We start from the raw sequence: 13621 nt of genomic DNA, 5'->3' as shown, positions 1-13621 counted from the left end.
TGGCGAAGGGGTTGGCGAATTCCGGGGCGCATCCTAGAACGGCCTTGCCTGCAGGAGACCCCGATGACCCAAGATTTCGCCCGCCTTGTTCGCCTGCGTGATCAGCTGAAGGTCTGGGCTCTGGAGGCGGCGTTCCCGCTGTGGTGGACCGTCGGGGCGGACCATGTGCAGGGCGGGTTCTTCGAGAAGATCGCGCTGGACGGCGCGCCCGTGGAGGCCCCGCGCCGGGCCAGGGTGCAGCCGCGGCAGATCTATTCCTACGCGGTGGCGGGCCTGCTGGGCTGGGAGGGCCCGTGGAAACAGGCCCTGACCCATGGCCTGGACTTCTATCTGTCCAGGTACCGCCGCCCCGACGGCTTCATGCGCACTCTGGTGGCCAGCGACGGCTCGCCGCTGGACGACACCGTCGATCTCTATGACCAAGCCTTTGGGCTGTTTGGCCTGGCCATGGCCGCCCAGGTATTACCCCAACGGACCGACCTGCCGAGGCTGGCCACAGCGCTGCGCGACGCCCTTTACGCCACCCTCAAACACCCGATCGCGGGGTTCGAGGAAAGCGTTCCACGCACCCTGCCCTTGCTGTCCAACCCCCACATGCATCTGTTCGAGGCCAGCCTGGCCTGGATAGAGGCGGGGGGCGACGCCGCCTGGCGGGCAATGGCCGATGAGATCGCCGAACTCGCCCTCGCCAAATTCATCGATCCGGTCAGCGGCGGGCTCCGAGAATACTATGACGGCGACTGGAACCCGGCGTCGGGCGTGGCCGGTCGGATCATCGAGCCCGGCCACCAATTCGAATGGGCGTGGCTGCTATTGCGGTGGGGCCGGCTTGCCGGCCGTGACGACGCTATCGCCGCGGCCCTGCGGATGATCGCCATCGGCGAGGGGCCGGGTGTCGACCCGGCGCGCGGCGTGGCGATCTTCGCCCTGCTCGACGACATGAGCGTCCATGACGACATCGCTCGCCTCTGGGCCCAGACCGAACAGATCAAGGCCGGCGTGCTGGCCGCCCAGGTCACGGGCGACGCGCACTGGTGGACCACGGCCGCGAACGGCGCCGAAGCGCTGCTGAAATATCTCGACACGCCCGTGCGGGGGCTGTGGCGCGACAAGCTGCGGGCGGACGGGACCTTCGTCGACGAGGCCGCGCCGGCCAGCTCGTTCTACCACATCGTTTGCGCGATCCTGGAGCTGGACCGAGCGGTCAGCGCCAGACCGTGATCAGGACGACGCTGGCCGTCGCCGACTTGACCAGCGTGGGTGAGCGCAGGTCCTCGCGGGCGCCGGCGGCGAAGACCGCAGCCTCGGCGACTAGCTCGCCATCCAGAACCTGAATGGAGCTGGTCGGCAGGCTGACGACCGAGCCGGCCTCCATGCGCCAGACCTCGACCTCCGCCTTGGCGGCCTTGGTCAGGGGCTGACGTTCGACGCCGCCGCTGAAGGCAATAGCATGGCGGTGGGCGATGTCCCGACCGCCGGCCTTGAGGATGTCCACCAGGGTCTTGACGCCTTGGGCGTCGTCGCGACGGCAGACCAGCACCGCGTCGGGCTCGGCGACGATCAGCAGGTCCTCAACCCCGATCGCTCCGACAAACGGGCCTGTCGAGCGGGCCAGAACGCCCTTCGAATTGATCAGATGGACGTCGCCGCTCGCGGCGTTGCCCTCGGCGTCTCGGGCTGAAGCCTCCCAGATCGCGTCCCACGCGCCGAGGTCGGACCATGTGAAGGCCGCCGGGGCCACTGCGGCGCGGGTCGTGCGTTCCATGACTGCGTAGTCGAGCGACTTCTTGGTCGTGCGGCCGAACGCCTCGCGATCCAGGCGCAGACGTACGCCGTCGCGCTGGCCGCGCTCGACCGACGCCATCGCCCCCTGGCCAATCTCGGGTTCGAAGACCGCCAGTTCGTCCAGCAGGGTCTGGGCGGTGAAGGCGAAGTTGCCGCTGTTCCAGTAATAGCCTTCCGCCACATAACGCTCGGCGGTCTCGCGGTCGGGCTTCTCGACGAAGGCGGCGACCGACATCACGCCATCGGGCAGGGGCGCGCCGGGCTTGATATAGCCGAAACCGGTCGCTGGGCTGGTGGACTCGACGCCGAAGGTGACGATCAGCCCGGAACGCGAGGCCTGGATGGCCACCAAGGCCGCGTCACGGAACTTCTCGGGCTCGGCAATATGGTGGTCGGCGGCCAGCATCAGTATCACCCCGTCGGGGGACAGCGACTGGACATAGGCCGCCGCTGCGGCGATGGCCGGCGCGGAGTCCCGGGCCTCGGGCTCGATGATCACCGTCAGCTTGACGTTCAGCTCCAGGGCTTGCCGCTCGACCAGATCGGCCATGCCCTCGCCGGTCACCACCACGATCTCTTCGGTCCCCGGCAGGTCCATGACCCGCAAAATCGCGTCCTGGAAGCTGGAGCGATCGCCGATCAGCTTGAGAAACTGCTTGGGACGGTCAGCGCGCGACGCGGGCCAAAGACGCGTGCCAGAGCCTCCGCAGAGGATAACAGGATAGATGGCGGTCAAGACGTCCCCCGAATTTCGACGATGTGATCGCGCGGCAGCCGTCAGTTACCACATCGCCTTCGCCAAAATGAGCTGTTCTAACGCTTGACGCCGCTTTCAGGTCCTAGTCCGGCATTCCGCCGCGCAATTCCGCCAGCCAGGCGTCGGCCGTGGCGTCTGAAGGCATGCGCCAGTCTCCGCGCGGCGACAGGGCCCCGCCGGACGAGATCTTTGGCCCGTTGGGCATGGCAGAGCGCTTGAACTGGTTGGCGAAGAACCGCTTCAGGAACAGCGCCAGCCAATGCTTGATCTCCGCCAGGTCATGGGCCCTGCGCGCCGCGTCCGGCGTGCCAACCGGCCAGGCGCCGGCGGCCGCGTCATGCCAGGCGCTCCAGGCCAGGAAGGCGATCTTGGACGGCGCCATGCCGTAGCGGGTCATGTAATAGAGGTTGAAGTCCTGCAGGGCGTAGGGGCCCACAAAGCTTTCGGTAGCCTGGGTCACTTCACCCGGCACCAGTTCCGGCGAGATCTCGGTGGCCAGTATGTCCTCGAGCAGGTCGCCGGTCGCCTCGTCCACGTCGTCAGAGGCCGCCACGAAGCGGATCAGGTGCTGAATCAGGGTCTTGGGCACGCCGCTGTTGGGGTTGTAGTGGCTCATCTGGTCGCCGACACCATAGGTGCACCAGCCCAGGGCCAGCTCCGACAGGTCGCCGGTGCCCACCACCAGCCCGCCATTCTGGTTGGCCAGTCGGAACAGATAGTCGGTGCGCAGGCCGGCCTGGACGTTCTCGAAGGTCACGTCATAGACCGCCTCGCCCCGGGAAAACGGATGGTCCAGGTCCTTCAGCAGCTGCTGGGCGGCGGGGCGGATGTCGATCTCGGCGGCGGTGACGCCCATGGCGTTCATCAGCGCCCAGGCGTTGGACTTGGTGCGGTCCGAGGTCGCGAAGCCCGGCAGGGTGTAGGCCAGGATGTTGGTCCGAGGCAGCTTCAGCTGGTCCATGACCTTGGCGGCGACGATCAGGGCCTGGGTCGAATCCAGTCCGCCGGACACGCCGATCACCAGTCTGGACAGACCTGAGGCCTCGACCCGCCGCGCCAGGCCCTGGACCTGGATATTGTAGGCCTCGTAGCAGTTCTCGGCCAGCTTGGCCGGGTCGGACGGGGTGAACGGAAAACGCTCCACGGTCCGCTTTAGCGCGAGGTCGCCGGCCGGCGGCGTGAAGTCAAAGGGGACGATCCGGAACGGCGTCAAGGGCGGGCTGAGCGTCGCGGCGTCGCCGAAGCTGACGACGCGCATGCGCTCCTGGCGGATGCGGCCGACATCGACGTCGGCCATGGCCACCACCGCCTCGGTCGAGAAGCGCGGGCTCTGGGCCAGCAGGTTTCCCAACTCGTGGATGTCCACATGGCCGTCCCAGGCCAGATCCGACGAGCTCTCGCCCGCCCCGGCCGCCGAATAGACATAAGCGGCGATGGCCCGGGCCGACTGGCTGGCGCACAGCAGGCGGCGGGTTTCGGACTTGCCGATCGTGATGTTGCTGGCCGACAGGTTCAGCAGGATCTCGGCCCCGGCCATGGCCTGGGCGGTGCTGGGCGGGGTGGGCGTCCAGACGTCCTCGCAGATCTCGATCCCGACCGTGAAGGCGACGTCACCCACCGCGCGCAGCAGAACGTCGGTCCCGAACGGAACGGCCTGGCCCGCGAGGTTGAGCGTGCGGCCCGTGACGCCGGCCCCCGGCGTGAACCAGCGGCGCTCGTAGAATTCGCGATAGTTGGGCAGGAAGCTCTTGGGGATCACCCCCCGCACCCGCCCGCCCTGGATCGCCACGGCGGTGTTGTAGAGCCGGCCATTATCGCGCAGCGGCGCGCCGACCACGAACAGCGGGGCCAGGTCCTTGCTGGCCTCGGCCAGGGTGGTGATGGCCGTTTCGACGGCGTCCAGCAAGGCGTCCTGCTGCAGCAGGTCGTCGATGGCGTAGCCAGTCAAGCCCAGTTCCGGAAAGACGATGACCGCCGCGCCGGCCGCGTCGGCCTCGCGCACCAAGGCCAGCGCGCTCAGGGCGTTGGCGGCCGGATCGGCGAGCTTGACCTTCGGCGTCGCCGTCGCGACGCGGACGAAGCCGTGGCGATAGGGCGAGAAGAACGACAGGTCCGCCAAGGGTTGAGCCTTCGGTTGCGGCCGCGATCTGCGGGCGTGGCTATCAGGTAACGGCGCGCGCCCGGCCGGGCAAGGGAGAGCGCGCCCGAGGCCGGCTTTGCTTGACCCCATCGGCCTCGCGTGCCACGTGCGGGCCGCGCAGACCCCCGACACAAAAGCATCAAAAGAGCCTGTCCCATGCCTGTTTCGCCCGTCAAAATGGCCGATGCGATCCGCGTTCTGTCGATGGACGCCGTCCACAAGGCCAAGTCCGGCCACCAAGGCATGCCGATGGGCATGGCCGATGTGGCGACGGTGCTGTGGAGCAAGTTCCTGAAGTTCGACGCGAGCCAGCCCGACTGGGCCGACCGCGACCGCTTCGTGCTGTCGGCCGGCCACGGCTCGATGCTGCTCTATGCTCTGCTGCACCTGACCGGCTTCAAGGCCGTGACGATGAAGGAGATCGAAAACTTCCGTCAGTGGGGCTCGATGACCCCGGGCCATCCAGAAGTCCACCACACGCCCGGAGTCGAATGCACCACGGGCCCGTTGGGCCAGGGCCTGGCGATGTCGGTCGGCATGGCCATGGCCGAGGCCCATCTGGCGTCGCGTTTCGGCAAGGACGTCGTCGATCACCGCACCTGGGTGATTGCCGGCGACGGCTGCCTGATGGAGGGCGTCAGCCACGAGGCCATCAGCCTGGCCGGGCGGTTTGGCCTGTCGAAGCTGACCGTGCTGTTTGACGACAACAACACCACCATCGACGGCGAGGCGACGATCGCCGAGACCGGCGACCAGATGGCCCGCTTCAAGGCCGCTGGCTGGGCGGTCAAGGCCGTCGATGGCCACGACCACGGCAAGATCGCCGCCGCCCTGCGCTGGGCCACCCGGCAGCACAAGCCGACCCTGATCGCCTGCAAGACCCTGATCTCCAAGGGCGCGGGCCCCAAGGAAGGCGACCCCCACAGCCACGGCTACACGCTGTTTGACGATCAGATCAAGGATGCCCGCGAGGCGATGGGCTGGACCGACGGCCCCTTCACGACGCCCGCCGATGTCGCCTCCGCCTGGAAGGCCGTCGGCCGTCGCGGCGCCAAGGCCCGCAAGGCCTGGGACGCGAAGCTGGCCGCCTCGGACCATGTCGCCGACTTCACCGGCGCCATGGCCGGCCAGCTGCCGACCGGAGCCTATGACCGCATCGACGCTCATCTGGCCGAGGCCGCCAAGACCAAGCCGGGCAACGCGACCCGCGTCCATTCCGGCGCGGCCCTGGACCAGCTGATTCCGGCCATTCCCGAGATGATCGGCGGCTCGGCCGACCTGACGGGCTCCAACAACACCTTCGTCAAGGGCATGCGGCCCTTCGACAAGCCCGACTATGACGGCCGCTACGTGCACTACGGCGTGCGCGAGTTCGGCATGGCCGCGGCGATGAACGGCATGGCCCTGCACGGCGGGGTCATCCCCTATTCGGGCACCTTCCTGGCCTTCGCCGACTATAGCCGCCCGGCGATCCGCCTGGGCGCGCTGATGGGGGCCAAGGTCATCCACGTGATGACCCACGACTCCATTGGCCTGGGCGAGGACGGCCCGACCCACCAGCCGGTCGAGCAGGTGGCCTCCCTTCGGGCCATCCCCAACCTGCTGGTGTTCCGCCCCGCCGACGCGGTCGAGACCGCCGAATGCTGGAAGATCGCCCTGGACCAGGCCGCCACTCCGTCGGTGATGTGCCTGTCGCGCCAGAAGGTCCCCGGCGTGCGCGGCGACGCCACCGAAAACCTGTCGGCCAAGGGCGCCTATGAGCTGCTGGCCGCCGAGGGCGGCGAGGCCGTGGTGACGATCTTCGCCTCGGGCACGGAAGTCTCGATCGCCGTGGCGGCTCGCGACATCTTGCAGACCCAAGGCAAGCCGACCCGTGTGGTCTCCACCCCATGCTGGGAGCTGTTCGAGCAGCAGCCGGCCGATTATCGCCAGGCGGTGATCGGGACCGCCCCCACCCGCATCGCCGTCGAGGCCGCCATCCGCATGGGCTGGGAACGCTTCATCGGCGAGGATGGCAAGTTCGTGGGCATGACGGGGTTCGGCGCGTCGGCGCCTTTCGAGCGCCTCTACAAGGAATTTGGCATCACCGCTGAGGCCGTAGCGGCGCGCGCGGCAGATTGAAGGGCGCAGGAATCGGCGGCGATCCTCGCCTCTGGACGCGGCGAGCAACCCGATGCAAACAGGCGCCGCCGCCATAGGAGATGCCCTTGTCCGCCCCAGAGACCGCCATCGATGTGCCGTTCGCCGACATCCGACGCTGGATGTTCGACCAGGCTCTGCCCTTCTGGGCCGAACAAGGCGTCGATCACGAGAATGGCGGCTTCCTAGAACAACTCGACTTCGAGGGCCGCGACACAGGCGTCGATTTCAAACGTACACGGGTCACCTCCCGCCAGATCTACGTGTTCGCCCACGCCGCTGTGTTGGGCTGGACGCCCGGCAAGGCGCTGGCCGACCAAGGCGTAGCGTTTCTGAAGAAGGCGTGGCTAGGGCCGGACGGCGGCTGGGCCCGTCTTCTCAACCGTCAAGGCGAGGTGCTCGACACGACGCCGGACCTCTATGACATCGCATTCGCTCTATTTGCCCTGGGTTGGCACGTCCGCGCCACAGGCGACACCGCGTCCGCCGCCCTTGCCTTGCAAACCCTCGATTTCCTTGACGCACACATGCGTCCCAGCCAGGGTCGTGGCTTCCTGCACGAGAAGCCGGCCAAGGGCAGGCGGCTGCAGAATCCTCACATGCACCTCATGGAAGCCGCGCTGGCCTGCCTTGAGGCGACCGGCGACGCGCGCTACGCCGTCTTGGCCCAGGAGCTGGAGAGCCTTTTCCGCGACCGGCTCTTCGACCCCGAAACCCAGACCCTGGCGGAATATTTCGACGACGACTGGAATCGCGCGTCCGGTGACGAAGGCCGGATCGTCGAGCCGGGCCACCAGCTAGAATGGGCTTGGATATTGGCCAATCTTGAGCGACTGACCGGCGCCAAGACAGGCGACCTGGTCAGAGGCCTCACCGATTTCGCCGAGCGCCATGGCGTGGATCCTGAGACGGGCGTCACCTTCAACCAGGTTCGGGACGATGGCGTTGTGCTTGATCGCGGCTCGCGCACCTGGCCCAACACCGAGCGGCTAAAGGGCCATGTGGCGCGTTTCGAACAGTTAGGCGAAGACCCCCGGACGGCCCTGGCCAGTTCCAGCCGCGTGCTGCTAGATCGCTACCTGGGCTACGGTCGACCGGCGCTCTGGATGGATCATTTTGGTCCAAACGGCGAACATCGCGTGAACTTCGCGCCAGCCTCGACGCTCTACCACGTGTTCCTGGCCTTCGCCGAGGTTCTGCGGATCGAGCCGCGTCTGGCGGCGCTCTAAAGGCCCAGCTGCGTCACCAGGCTCTCAGCCGAGTTGAAACCAATCCAGTCGGCCTCGGCTTTGGTCGGGACGAAGGGCGAGGCGCCCACGCCAGCGGCGTCGGTCAATATCTGGGCCGCCGCGGCGAGATCGGTGAAGTCGGCTGGGAAGTAGCGCGTCAGCCCGACGCGGGCGGCTTCGTCGCCCATCCAGCCGTCCAGCGGGCCAACGACCGCGCAGCCGACCGCCAGCCCGGCCGCGAAGATGCCCGAGGTTCCGGCGCGATAGATGACCGGATCATAGGGTGTCAACAAGACGGCGCAGCCTGCCAGTGCAATGTGGAACTCCTGGCTGGAAAGCGGGGCTTCCAGCAAGGTGATGCGCGGCGCGGCGCGCAGCGCGGCCAGAGCTCGCGCGATCTCCGGGTCAGGCGCGTCATCCGGGTGACCATAGACCTGGACCACAAAGCTCAAGGTCGGGTCGGCCGACAACGCCGCGGCGAAAAGACCCGGCAGGTGCTGAAAACCCTTTTGGCGACGCATCGCCCCGAAAAAGCCTACGATCCGAGGCTTGGGCGCGACCCCGGACGCGGCCTGGACTGGGATGGGCGCCAAGCGAATCTCCGCAGGCGCGAGGGGGGCAAGCAGGGTTCGCAGGGTCTCGCTGTCGGCGAAAAGCGCGATACGCGGATCGGAAGCCGGCGCCAGGGCCCGCCGGACAGCCTCGACCGCGGCTGGATCGTCGTAATGGTCATAGCGCAAGATCACCGCCAGCCGGCCCTTGCCGAACCTGGAGAAGGCCAAGGCAATTCTGGCGATTTCGTCATAGGGCGCAGTGTGAACCAACCACAGGGTCGGGCCGCTCCGCGCGAAGAGGCGCTCGTACCGCATACGCTCGAGTCGCTCCCGCAGCGGCAGGAGCCGTGCCCGGACCCGCGTCGCCAGAGAGCGATCCGGAATCGGCGCCCGCCGCGTCGGCAGAACCGCGAGAGTTTCGCCAGGCAAACCGAGCTCCTCGGTCGGCGGCGGGCAAATTACCCGCACCGTCGCCCCTCGGCTGATGGCCGCGCGCGCGACCATCAGCGTATATTCATGCTCGTGGCCGACGCGGTTCGTCAGGCCAGGCGCCAGGATCGTCAGTCCGGACAAAGGCGCCACGTGTTTCGCCGATCACAAACGCAGGCCGTCGCCGGCTTCGGCGTAGTTCTCCTGGAACCACGCGTAGGTCTTGACCAGGCCTTCGCGCAGGCCCGTGGGGCAGTCGATGCCCATCTCGCGCATGCGCTTGACGTCGAAGATCTTGATTAGCTGACCCTCGGGCTTGTCGTGGTCCCAATTGATCTTCGCTTCGAGACCCACGACCTCGGCGACGGTTTCCGCCAACTCGCGAATGGTCGTGGTCGCTCCGTGCGAAAGGTTGACCGGACCGGGCACGTCCGTGCGGTCGAGAAACTGGGGAATGGCCCTGGCCACGTCTTCGGCATAGACAAAATCGCGCTGGGCGATGCCGCGACCCCAACAGGTGACTTCGCTCACGCCGTTCAGCTTGGCTTCGTGGAAGCGGCGCAGAAACGCCGGGATCACGTGGCTCTCGCCATTGCGATAGTTGTCGAATTCGCCGAACAGGTTGCCGGGCACCAGAACGGTCGAACTGATGCCATGCTGGGCCTCGTAGGCCTTGGCGGCGACGATACCCATCTTCTTCGCGGCCGAATAGGCGGCGGAGTCGCCCTGCGGATAGCCTTCCCACATCTGGTCCTCGCTGATCGGCGAGGTGGCGGTGCCGGGATACGAACAGCCGCCCATGGTGTAGACGATGCGCTTGACGCCGGTTTGGGCGGCAGCCTCGTACATGTTCGAGACCAGGGTGATGTTGCGCCAGTAGAAGTCGGCGGGCCAAGAGCGATTTGCGCCGATCCCCCCGGAATAGGCCGCCAAGTGGATCACCGCGTCGGGGCGAATTTTGTCGAGTAGCGCGCGGGTGGCTTCGAACTGCGTGAGATCTCCATCCACGCTGGACGCTCCGACGATCTCCCGGTCAGGATAGGCTTCGCGCAATACCGGCATCATGTGGCGGCCGAGAAAACCGGTCGCGCCGGTGACAAGAATCTTGCGTTGGGTCATCAGGCGCCTTTCGTCAGCGCATTTCGCGCGCGCCGCCTATGACAGACCCCACCGTCCGGGGTCAACGGACACGAAGAGGCGCGTTGTTGACAAGCCTGACGCGGACGGCCAATAGCCACGCGCTTTTCGACATTATTTGGAAGAGAGACATCGCATGCGCGTACTCATCACCGGAGGCGCCGGCTATATCGGCTCCATCCTCACCCCGACCCTTCTTGAAATGGGGCATGAGGTCACGGTGCTCGATACGTTCGCGCGTGGCGACACCGCTCTGGCGGCGTGCTGCCAATACGAAGGCTTCACGCCTGTGCGCGGCGACGCTCGCGATGAGCGCTTGCTGGACGAGTTGACCCCCAAGGCGGACGTAATCATTCCGCTCGCCGCGCTGGTCGGCGCCCCGCTGTGCAAGGAAGATCCGATCGCCGCACAGACGCTCAACCAGGACGCCGTCGTGGCCCTGGCCAAGCGCAAGGGCGAGGGCCAGATGATGGTGTATCCAACCACCAACTCGGGCTACGGCGTCGGCATCGCCGGTCAGTTCTGCACCGAAGAGACCCCGCTGAACCCTCTGTCGTTGTATGGCATCACCAAGATGGCCGCTGAAAACGCCGTGCTCGAGCAGGGTGGTGTTTCTTTCCGCCTGGCGACCGTGTTCGGCATGGCGCCGCGCATGCGGCTAGACCTGCTGGTCAACGACTTCGCTTGGCGCGCGGTCACAGACCGAGCCGTGGTAATCTTCGAAGGTCACTTCAAGCGCAATTACATCCACATTCGCGACGTCGTGAAGGGCTTTCTGCACGGGATCGAGAACTACGAAACCATGGGCGGCCAAGCCTATAATCTAGGCCTGTCATCGGCCAATCTCTCCAAGCTGGAACTGTGCGCCAAAATCCAGGAGCACGTGCCCAACTTCGTGTTCCTGGAAGCGCCTATCGGCGAGGATCCCGACAAGCGCGACTACATCGTGTCGAACGCAAAGCTCGAAGGAACCGGCTGGACCCCCGACTGGACGCTAGATCGGGGCATCCCCGAACTGCTGCGCGGCTACAAGACCATCCGCAACTCGCGCTACGCCAACGTCTGACCTGCAGGGCCGCGATCGGCGCTCACGCCGCTCGCGGCCCTTGGTCTCGGTCAGAACGCGCTCGCCGCCGTCTGAAACCGCGCGGTCATCGCAGAGAGCGTGTCGGCCCAGTCGGGCCGCCGTACGCCTCGCGGCGCGGGTGCGATGGCGAACACTTCCGATCCGGCATGCAGGATCGACGATATCTTCACCGCGCTTGTCTTGCGGTCGATAACATACAGAAGACTCTCATCGACGTGCAGCGCCTCGCGCTCGATCGGCACCGTAACGCCTAAATGTCTCGACCGCCTGCGGTGCGCGCTAGCCCCGACGATGACGTGCCGGGGCGTAACCATTAGCCCCCTAAGATAGCCGCGCAGGCGCGCCACCGGCGCGGCGCCTTCCCCGGGGGTGTGCCGCCAAACCGTCGAGGTGGCGGACTCGCACCACCAGAAGGCCAAACCCTCGGCAATCAGGGAATGAGGCTGCGCGATCCCTGACACCAGAATTTCGCCGCTCACGCAATCGACGATGAAGCCGCCGCGCGCCGATCGCCAACCTGCCCCCGGCTTAACGCCGAACGCCGTGGCTAGAACGCGCCCCCCCACGACCGCGACCGAATTGACGTGCTGAGTGTCGGCGCCGGTGTCGCTAGCCCGCCACAGGGTCTTGGTTGGTTTGCCGGGGCGCAGCCAAGCGATCCGATCGTGGCCGGTGTCCGCCACCACCAAGCCCCCCCGCCACGACCTTAGGTCGTGCCCGTCGGCGATCTCGGGCAGGTCCTCAGCCTGGCTCGGGGCCAGGGTTTCGTCATAGCGCGTCAACCAAGTTCCGCCGCCATAGACCTGTTCCATGGCCAGCATACCACCGGGGACACGGATCAATCCGTCGGTGCCGTTGAAGGCCGGTCGGCTTGGCACGCCGTGACCCACCCAACGAAAGTAGCCGCTATCAGGATCCAGCACCGCCAGCCCGTGTCCTGCCGGCCAAGTGTTGCAGAACGAGATTAGGACGCTACGCGACCGCGAATGGGTGACTCGATCAGCAAGAACAAATTCGCTTTCAACTAGGTGACCCGAAAAAACGCGGCCTTTATCTACCTCAAGAACGGAGGGAATATCAAAGATTGAATCCATAGTGTCTTGCTCTTCACTCAAACTATTCTAGTATAGATACTTTTAGGTCAAACAAATCCAGGCCAGAATTGCAACCGTCATTTGACGCTCCTAACCATATCGGATAAAGCGAGCGTCGGTCACGATGTTGGGGGCTTGAGTGGCAGAAATCATTGGCATTTCGGACGTTAGCGTAGGGTACGGATCGCCGGAGGTGCCTGCGTTGATGGACTCGATCTGCAAGCTGTTCGGCAAGCGCGGCCTGCTCATTGAGCCCGACGAGATCGCCCGCCCTCCGGTCGAAATGCCGTGGGGTCCCGCATTTGAGCTCAAGCGCGTCTCGTCTGACTATCCGGACCACAGTCCGATGTGGCAACGCGCATACCTTTCGCAAGCCCTGCGCATGGTGGAAAAATACAACCCAAAGCTTTTGGTGGTTTTCGGCTCCAGCGTCTTCACCAGCCTGATCGGTCTCAAGCGCCGTCCCCAGCGGATCATCTACCATGCGTACGAATTCATCTCGAACCTCCAGGAAGCCGATATCGACGCGCACCGCCTGATGCTTGCTGACGTCGACCTGATGGTGACGCCCGACGTCGAACGGCTGGTCTATGACGTGCGCACGGTGCAAACTCAGCCGAAGGTGGCGACCGCGATCTACAATGTCGCCGACGTCAGTTATCCTGCGGCCGTGCACAGCCTGCCGGCCGACCAGCGCAACGGCCGGTTTCTCTGGTACGGAACCCTTCACCGCCATCAGGCGCTAGCTGATCACTTCACCTCGGAACTGGTTCGCGAGTATCAGTTCGATCTGTTCGGGCGTATCACGGATCCGAACGCCGGCGAGGTGGAAGCCGCCCTGCGCGACGCGCACAACATTCGTTATTTTGGCGTGGCTCCTGCGGAAGAGTTGAATGCGCGCCGGGCCGAGAACATCTTTTCCTTCGTGTGGTGGAATCCAGAGATTTCGCCGGGACATTACTATCTCCCCTCGAACCGTTTCTTCACCTCGATCCAGGCCGGCGTGCCGCCGATTTGCGCGCCGCACCCTCAGTGCGTTGAACTGGTCGAGCGCTATGGCTGTGGCATGATCATGGAAGATTGGTCCCTGTCAGCTTTCGCCCGGGCCCTGGCGCGGGCGCAGCGGATCTATGGCACCAGCGCCTATGCGGATTTGGTCCGAAACTGCGAGATCGCGGCTCGCGACGAACTTAACTGGCCACGCCAGTTCGCTCGCGTCGAACCGCATATCCGCCAAGCCCTGGCCGGGGTGCTGTGATGACCACGTTTG

The 13621-nt window shown here is 65.9% G+C and carries 10 protein-coding genes; 5 read left to right on the top strand and 5 right to left on the bottom strand.

Annotation, left to right across the window (positions count from 1 at the left end; genetic code table 11):
- Positions 1 to 63: 63 nt before the first annotated feature.
- Complete coding sequence (locus ACP694_RS03940) at positions 64 to 1221, top strand: AGE family epimerase/isomerase (RefSeq protein WP_426010582.1); 1158 nt, start codon at positions 64 to 66, stop codon at positions 1219 to 1221.
- Here the strand turns inward: ACP694_RS03940 and ACP694_RS03935 are convergent.
- Together ACP694_RS03935 and ACP694_RS03930 are read right to left on the bottom strand one after the other, a co-directional pair.
- Positions 1205 to 2521 carry a mannose-1-phosphate guanylyltransferase/mannose-6-phosphate isomerase gene (locus tag ACP694_RS03935; RefSeq protein ID WP_426010580.1) on the bottom strand — a complete coding sequence of 439 codons (1317 nt, stop codon included), beginning with the start codon at positions 2519 to 2521 and terminating at the stop codon, positions 1205 to 1207. The two genes, ACP694_RS03940 and ACP694_RS03935, sit on opposite strands and share 17 nt — an antisense overlap.
- Before the next feature lie 103 nt (positions 2522 to 2624).
- Complete coding sequence (locus ACP694_RS03930; RefSeq protein WP_426010578.1) at positions 2625 to 4661, bottom strand: NAD(+) synthase; 2037 nt, start codon at positions 4659 to 4661, stop codon at positions 2625 to 2627.
- A 177-nt stretch (positions 4662 to 4838) separates the two neighbouring features.
- Here ACP694_RS03930 and tkt point away from each other — a divergent pair, with 177 nt between their 5' ends.
- Both tkt and ACP694_RS03920 read left to right on the top strand, forming a co-directional pair.
- On the top strand, positions 4839 to 6803 hold the full coding sequence (gene tkt / locus ACP694_RS03925) for a transketolase (RefSeq protein ID WP_426010577.1): 1965 nt from the start codon (positions 4839 to 4841) through the stop codon (positions 6801 to 6803).
- Between the two features lie 86 nt (positions 6804 to 6889).
- On the top strand, positions 6890 to 8050 hold the full coding sequence (locus ACP694_RS03920) for an AGE family epimerase/isomerase (protein WP_426010575.1): 1161 nt from the start codon (positions 6890 to 6892) through the stop codon (positions 8048 to 8050).
- Here the strand turns inward: ACP694_RS03920 and ACP694_RS03915 are convergent.
- Positions 8047 to 9186: a hypothetical protein gene (locus ACP694_RS03915; protein WP_426010574.1), complete on the bottom strand. Its 1140-nt coding sequence runs from the start codon at positions 9184 to 9186 to the stop codon at positions 8047 to 8049. The two genes, ACP694_RS03920 and ACP694_RS03915, sit on opposite strands and share 4 nt — an antisense overlap.
- A gap of 12 nt (positions 9187 to 9198) precedes the next feature.
- Positions 9199 to 10152, bottom strand: coding sequence for an NAD-dependent epimerase/dehydratase family protein (locus ACP694_RS03910; RefSeq protein WP_426010573.1), 954 nt, complete (start codon positions 10150 to 10152; stop codon positions 9199 to 9201).
- Positions 10153 to 10306: 154 nt separating this feature from the next.
- Between ACP694_RS03910 and ACP694_RS03905 the strand changes: the two genes are divergently transcribed.
- The gene (locus tag ACP694_RS03905) at positions 10307 to 11236 is read left to right on the top strand and encodes an NAD-dependent epimerase/dehydratase family protein (protein WP_426010572.1); all 930 of its coding nucleotides are present in this window, start codon (positions 10307 to 10309) and stop codon (positions 11234 to 11236) included.
- 50 nt (positions 11237 to 11286) lie between these two features.
- Here the strand turns inward: ACP694_RS03905 and ACP694_RS03900 are convergent, their stop codons facing one another.
- Complete coding sequence (locus ACP694_RS03900; protein ID WP_426010571.1) at positions 11287 to 12351, bottom strand: DUF4915 domain-containing protein; 1065 nt, start codon at positions 12349 to 12351, stop codon at positions 11287 to 11289.
- A gap of 202 nt (positions 12352 to 12553) precedes the next feature.
- Between ACP694_RS03900 and ACP694_RS03895 the strand changes: the two genes are divergently transcribed.
- Positions 12554 to 13609: a glycosyltransferase gene (locus tag ACP694_RS03895; protein WP_426010570.1), complete on the top strand. Its 1056-nt coding sequence runs from the start codon at positions 12554 to 12556 to the stop codon at positions 13607 to 13609.
- Positions 13610 to 13621: the final 12 nt, after the last annotated feature.

It is taken from the genome of Caulobacter sp. DWR2-3-1b2 (assembly GCF_049896345.1).
GTDB lineage: Bacteria > Pseudomonadota > Alphaproteobacteria > Caulobacterales > Caulobacteraceae > Caulobacter.
This window is presented reverse-complemented; position numbering and strand designations above follow the sequence as displayed.

Excerpts from the sequence above, each read along its gene's own strand:
- ACP694_RS03940 (WP_426010582.1), top strand. The coding sequence starts at position 64 with ATGACCCAAGATTTCGCCCGCCTTGTTCGCCTGCGTGATCAGCTGAAG.
- tkt (WP_426010577.1), top strand. The coding sequence starts at position 4,839 with ATGCCTGTTTCGCCCGTCAAAATGGCCGATGCGATCCGCGTTCTGTCG.
- ACP694_RS03910 (WP_426010573.1), bottom strand. The coding sequence starts at position 10,152 with ATGACCCAACGCAAGATTCTTGTCACCGGCGCGACCGGTTTTCTCGGC.
- ACP694_RS03905 (WP_426010572.1), top strand. The coding sequence starts at position 10,307 with ATGCGCGTACTCATCACCGGAGGCGCCGGCTATATCGGCTCCATCCTC.
- ACP694_RS03900 (WP_426010571.1), bottom strand. The coding sequence starts at position 12,351 with ATGGATTCAATCTTTGATATTCCCTCCGTTCTTGAGGTAGATAAAGGC.